The organism is Ralstonia sp. TCR112 (assembly GCF_007997035.1).
GTDB lineage: Bacteria > Pseudomonadota > Gammaproteobacteria > Burkholderiales > Burkholderiaceae > Ralstonia > Ralstonia edaphi.
Genome location: NZ_VOSS01000035.1, coordinates 1 through 5,643, shown reverse-complemented (window position 1 = coordinate 5,643; position 5,643 = coordinate 1). Strand labels below are relative to the sequence as shown.

Genomic DNA, 5,643 nt, shown 5'->3' with positions numbered 1-5,643 from the left:
CCAAAGACAAACACCCCAGCTCAGAGGTAGAGCTGGGGTGTTGTATGGGGAGAGCCTGGCGATGACCTACTTTCACACGGGAATCCGCACTATCATCGGCGCGGAGTCGTTTCACGGTCCTGTTCGGGATGGGAAGGGGTGGTACCGACTCGCTATGGTCACCAGGCTATGACTTGTTGCGTCGCTGACTTGGTGTCAACGTCGCCAATATGGGAATGTAGTAGGGGTTGTGCTTAGTTTGTATCAGGCACAAGGCAGACCCAGCCGGAAACATACCGGTTATAGGATCAAGCCGCACGGGCAATTAGTACTGGTTAGCTGAACGCATTACTGCGCTTCCACACCCAGCCTATCAACGTCCTGGTCTCGAACGACCCTTCAGGGAGATCAAGTCTCCAGGGAATCCTCATCTTCAGGCAAGTTTCCCGCTTAGATGCTTTCAGCGGTTATCTCTTCCGTACATAGCTACCCTGCGATGCCTCTGGCGAGACAACAGGTACACCAGCGGTACGTCCACTCCGGTCCTCTCGTACTAGGAGCAGCCCCCGTCAAGATTCCAACGCCCACGGCAGATAGGGACCAAACTGTCTCACGACGTTTTAAACCCAGCTCACGTACCTCTTTAAATGGCGAACAGCCATACCCTTGGGACCGGCTACAGCCCCAGGATGAGATGAGCCGACATCGAGGTGCCAAACACCGCCGTCGATATGAACTCTTGGGCGGTATCAGCCTGTTATCCCCAGAGTACCTTTTATCCGTTGAGCGATGGCCCTTCCATACAGAACCACCGGATCACTATGTCCTGCTTTCGCACCTGCTCGACTTGTCGGTCTCGCAGTTAAGCACGCTTTTGCCATTGCACTTTAGGTACGATGTCCGACCGTACCAAGCGTACCTTCGAACTCCTCCGTTACACTTTGGGAGGAGACCGCCCCAGTCAAACTGCCTACCATGCACTGTCCCCGACCCGGATTCACGGGCCAAGGTTAGAACCTCAAACAAACCAGGGTGGTATTTCAAGGACGGCTCCACCGAAACTAGCGTCCCGGTTTCAAAGCCTCCCACCTATCCTACACAGATCGGTTCAAAGTCCAATGCAAAGCTACAGTAAAGGTTCATGGGGTCTTTCCGTCTAGCCGCGGGGAGATTGCATCATCACAAACACTTCAACTTCGCTGAGTCTCGGGAGGAGACAGTGTGGCCATCGTTACGCCATTCGTGCAGGTCGGAACTTACCCGACAAGGAATTTCGCTACCTTAGGACCGTTATAGTTACGGCCGCCGTTTACCGGGACTTCAATCAAGAGCTTGCACCCCATCATTTAATCTTCCGGCACCGGGCAGGCGTCACACCCTATACGTCCACTTTCGTGTTTGCAGAGTGCTGTGTTTTTATTAAACAGTCGCAGCCACCATTTTATTGCAACCCCTTCGTCCTTCTGGCGCGAGCCAGTCAAACTACAAGGGCGTACCTTATCCCGAAGTTACGGTACCAATTTGCCGAGTTCCTTCTCCCGAGTTCTCTCAAGCGCCTTAGAATACTCATCTCGCCCACCTGTGTCGGTTTGCGGTACGGTCTCGTATGACTGAAGCTTAGAGGCTTTTCTTGGAACCACTTCCAATTGCTTCGCGACCTAAAGTCGCTCGCCCCACACCCTTGAATCACGCACCCGGATTTGCCTAAGTGCCATCTCCAATGCAGGGACCGGGACATCCAACACCCGGACAACCTTCCGCGATCCGTCCCCCCATCGCATCATACGACGGTGCAGGAATATTAACCTGCTTCCCATCAGCTACGCATCTCTGCCTCGCCTTAGGGGCCGACTCACCCTACGCCGATGAACGTTGCGTAGGAAACCTTGGGCTTACGGCGAGGGGGCCTTTCACCCCCTTTATCGCTACTCATGTCAGCATTCGCACTTCTGATACCTCCAGCATCCTTTACAAGACACCTTCACAGGCTTACAGAACGCTCTCCTACCATGCACTTACGTGCATCCGCAGCTTCGGTATATTGCTTAGCCCCGTTACATCTTCCGCGCAGGACGACTCGATCAGTGAGCTATTACGCTTTCTTTAAAGGGTGGCTGCTTCTAAGCCAACCTCCTGACTGTTTTAGCCTTCCCACTTCGTTTCCCACTTAGCAATATTTAGGGACCTTAGCTGGCGGTCTGGGTTGTTTCCCTCTTGACACCGGACGTTAGCACCCGATGTCTGTCTCCCGTGATTGCACTCTTCGGTATTCGGAGTTTGCTATGGCGGGGTAATCAGCAATAGACCCCCCAACCATGACAGTGCTCTACCCCCGAAGGTGAGACACGAGGCACTACCTAAATAGTTTTCGGAGAGAACCAGCTATTTCCAAGTTTGTTTAGCCTTTCACCCCTATCCACAGCTCATCCCCTAACTTTTCAACGTTAGTGGGTTCGGTCCTCCAGTACGTGTTACCGCACCTTCAACCTGGCCATGGATAGATCACTTGGTTTCGGGTCTACACCCAGCGACTGAACGCCCTATTCGGACTCGCTTTCGCTACGCCTTCCCTAATCGGTTAAGCTTGCCACTGAATGTAAGTCGCTGACCCATTATACAAAAGGTACGCCGTCACCCGTTTCCAGGCTCCGACTGTTTGTATGCATGCGGTTTCAGGATCTATTTCACTCCCCTCCCGGGGTTCTTTTCGCCTTTCCCTCACGGTACTGGTTCACTATCGGTCGATTACGAGTATTTAGCCTTGGAGGATGGTCCCCCCATCTTCAGACAGGATTTCACGTGTCCCGCCCTACTTGTCGTACACCTAGTTCCACAATACTGTTTTCGCATACGGGGCTATCACCCACTATGGCCGGACTTTCCATTCCGCTTTGCTAACAATACTGCTAAAGAGTACAAGGCTGATCCCATTTCGCTCGCCACTACTTTGGGAATCTCGGTTGATTTCTGTTCCTGCAGCTACTTAGATGTTTCAGTTCACTGCGTTCGCTTCTGTTACCTATGTATTCAGTAACAGATGACCCATACGGGCCGGGTTTCCCCATTCGGATATCTGCGGATCAAAGCTCGTTTGCCAGCTCCCCGCAGCTTTTCGCAGGCTACTACGTCCTTCATCGCCTGTAATCGCCAAGGCATCCACCACATGCACTTATTCGCTTGACCCTATAACGAGTATGTCTCGCTATAGGCTGAGTTCTCGCGTTGTGCCGTATTCCAAGACAATCTTTCGATTGCTCTGGTAATACTGGTTGATACAATCACAACCCAGTGTCGCGTTTTAAATGTGCGCCTCATCAACGCACCGCGACACCTTTACTACATTCCATATTGTTAAAGAACAGCCGAACTTTTACGCTCGTCTTGGCTAGGCCAAACGCAAACACCATCGACTCAGCGTCGATGCTTGCGTTTGGTAACCAACAGGTAATGGTGGAGGATGACGGGATCGAACCGACGACCCCCTGCTTGCAAAGCAGGTGCTCTCCCAGCTGAGCTAATCCCCCAGTCACGGCAGAGAACAAATTCCACCGTCCGTAACTTGGTGGGTCTGGTAGGACTTGAACCTACGACCCCCGCCTTATCAAGACGGTGCTCTAACCACCTGAGCTACAGACCCTTGGCTGTAACATCAAACAAACCGATAAGTGTGGACGCCTAACGTCGGATGCACGCTCTTAAAGGAGGTGATCCAGCCGCACCTTCCGATACGGCTACCTTGTTACGACTTCACCCCAGTCATGAACCCTACCGTGGTAATCGCCCTCCTTGCGGTTAGGCTAACTACTTCTGGTAAAGCCCACTCCCATGGTGTGACGGGCGGTGTGTACAAGACCCGGGAACGTATTCACCGCGGCATGCTGATCCGCGATTACTAGCGATTCCAGCTTCACGTAGTCGAGTTGCAGACTACGATCCGGACTACGATGCATTTTCTGGGATTAGCTCCACCTCGCGGCTTGGCAACCCTCTGTATGCACCATTGTATGACGTGTGAAGCCCTACCCATAAGGGCCATGAGGACTTGACGTCATCCCCACCTTCCTCCGGTTTGTCACCGGCAGTCTCTCTAGAGTGCCCTTTCGTAGCAACTAGAGACAAGGGTTGCGCTCGTTGCGGGACTTAACCCAACATCTCACGACACGAGCTGACGACAGCCATGCAGCACCTGTGTCCACTTTCTCTTTCGAGCACCTAATGCATCTCTGCTTCGTTAGTGGCATGTCAAGGGTAGGTAAGGTTTTTCGCGTTGCATCGAATTAATCCACATCATCCACCGCTTGTGCGGGTCCCCGTCAATTCCTTTGAGTTTTAATCTTGCGACCGTACTCCCCAGGCGGTCAACTTCACGCGTTAGCTACGTTACTAAGGAAATGAATCCCCAACAACTAGTTGACATCGTTTAGGGCGTGGACTACCAGGGTATCTAATCCTGTTTGCTCCCCACGCTTTCGTGCATGAGCGTCAGTGTTATCCCAGGGGGCTGCCTTCGCCATCGGTATTCCTCCACATCTCTACGCATTTCACTGCTACACGTGGAATTCTACCCCCCTCTGACACACTCTAGCCGTGCAGTCACCAATGCAATTCCCAAGTTAAGCTCGGGGATTTCACATCGGTCTTGCACAACCGCCTGCGCACGCTTTACGCCCAGTAATTCCGATTAACGCTTGGACCCTACGTATTACCGCGGCTGCTGGCACGTAGTTAGCCGGTCCTTATTCTTCCGGTACCGTCATCGACCCCAGGTATTAACCAGAGCCATTTCTTTCCGGACAAAAGTGCTTTACAACCCGAAGGCCTTCTTCACACACGCGGCATTGCTGGATCAGGCTTTCGCCCATTGTCCAAAATTCCCCACTGCTGCCTCCCGTAGGAGTCTGGGCCGTGTCTCAGTCCCAGTGTGGCTGATCGTCCTCTCAGACCAGCTACTGATCGTCGCCTTGGTGGGCCTTTACCCCACCAACTAGCTAATCAGACATCGGCCGCTCCTATAGCATGAGGCCTTGCGGTCCCCCACTTTCACCCTCAGGTCGTATGCGGTATTAGCTAATCTTTCGACTAGTTATCCCCCACTACAGGGCACGTTCCGATGTATTACTCACCCGTTCGCCACTCGCCATCAATCTAGCAAGCTAGATCATGCTGCCGTTCGACTTGCATGTGTAAGGCATGCCGCCAGCGTTCAATCTGAGCCAGGATCAAACTCTTCAGTTCAATCTGCTGTTTTCGCTCTTTACGAGCGGTCGCTCACTCTCAGAATCTGACTTGAACTTTCGTTCAAACCTTACTTCTGTGCGAGCACTTCATTACTTGTTAGCTAGCGGATCGAAATCCGCCGCACCCAGTATTAAGCGCCCACACTTATCGGCTGTTTGCTTGTTAAAGAACTTCGCGATCAACTTTGTTCACCGCGTCGCTGCGTTGTCTGCAGCAGAGAAACGAGATTATGCAGAGCTTTTTCGTCGCTGTCAACAACTCGTCGAAGAATTTTTATCCACCAACTCGCTGCCAACCACCACCCAGTCCACCGCCGATCACCAACCACCCAATCGACCGCAAACCCGCTCCACTCCTGCTTTTCCACCACCCAACACCACCACCGTCACCTGCGTTTCGGCGCTGTGTTTTGCAGCGAGGGGCGAA

At 52.7% G+C, this 5,643-nt stretch carries 1 protein-coding gene, 2 tRNA genes and 3 rRNA genes; 1 reads left to right on the top strand and 5 read right to left on the bottom strand.

Annotated elements, in window-relative coordinates:
• Positions 1–53: 53 nt before the first annotated feature.
• The 5 genes from rrf to FUT88_RS12515 form a co-directional block, all read right to left on the bottom strand.
• Positions 54–166, bottom strand: a 5S ribosomal RNA gene (gene rrf, locus FUT88_RS12535).
• Positions 167–283: 117 nt separating this feature from the next.
• Positions 284–3,162 (bottom strand): 23S ribosomal RNA (locus tag FUT88_RS12530).
• Positions 3,163–3,427: 265 nt separating this feature from the next.
• Positions 3,428–3,503, bottom strand: a tRNA-Ala gene (locus tag FUT88_RS12525).
• Positions 3,504–3,539: 36 nt separating this feature from the next.
• Positions 3,540–3,616, bottom strand: a tRNA-Ile gene (locus FUT88_RS12520).
• A 60-nt stretch (positions 3,617–3,676) separates the two neighbouring features.
• Positions 3,677–5,214 (bottom strand): 16S ribosomal RNA (locus FUT88_RS12515).
• Together the 16S, 23S and 5S rRNA genes with 2 tRNA genes alongside form the textbook arrangement of a ribosomal RNA operon.
• Before the next feature lie 162 nt (positions 5,215–5,376).
• On the opposite strand from FUT88_RS12515, the gene FUT88_RS26425 reads away from it, so the two are divergent.
• Positions 5,377–5,643: hypothetical protein (locus FUT88_RS26425; RefSeq protein ID WP_222614264.1), on the top strand; the 267-nt coding region annotated here is incomplete at its 3' end.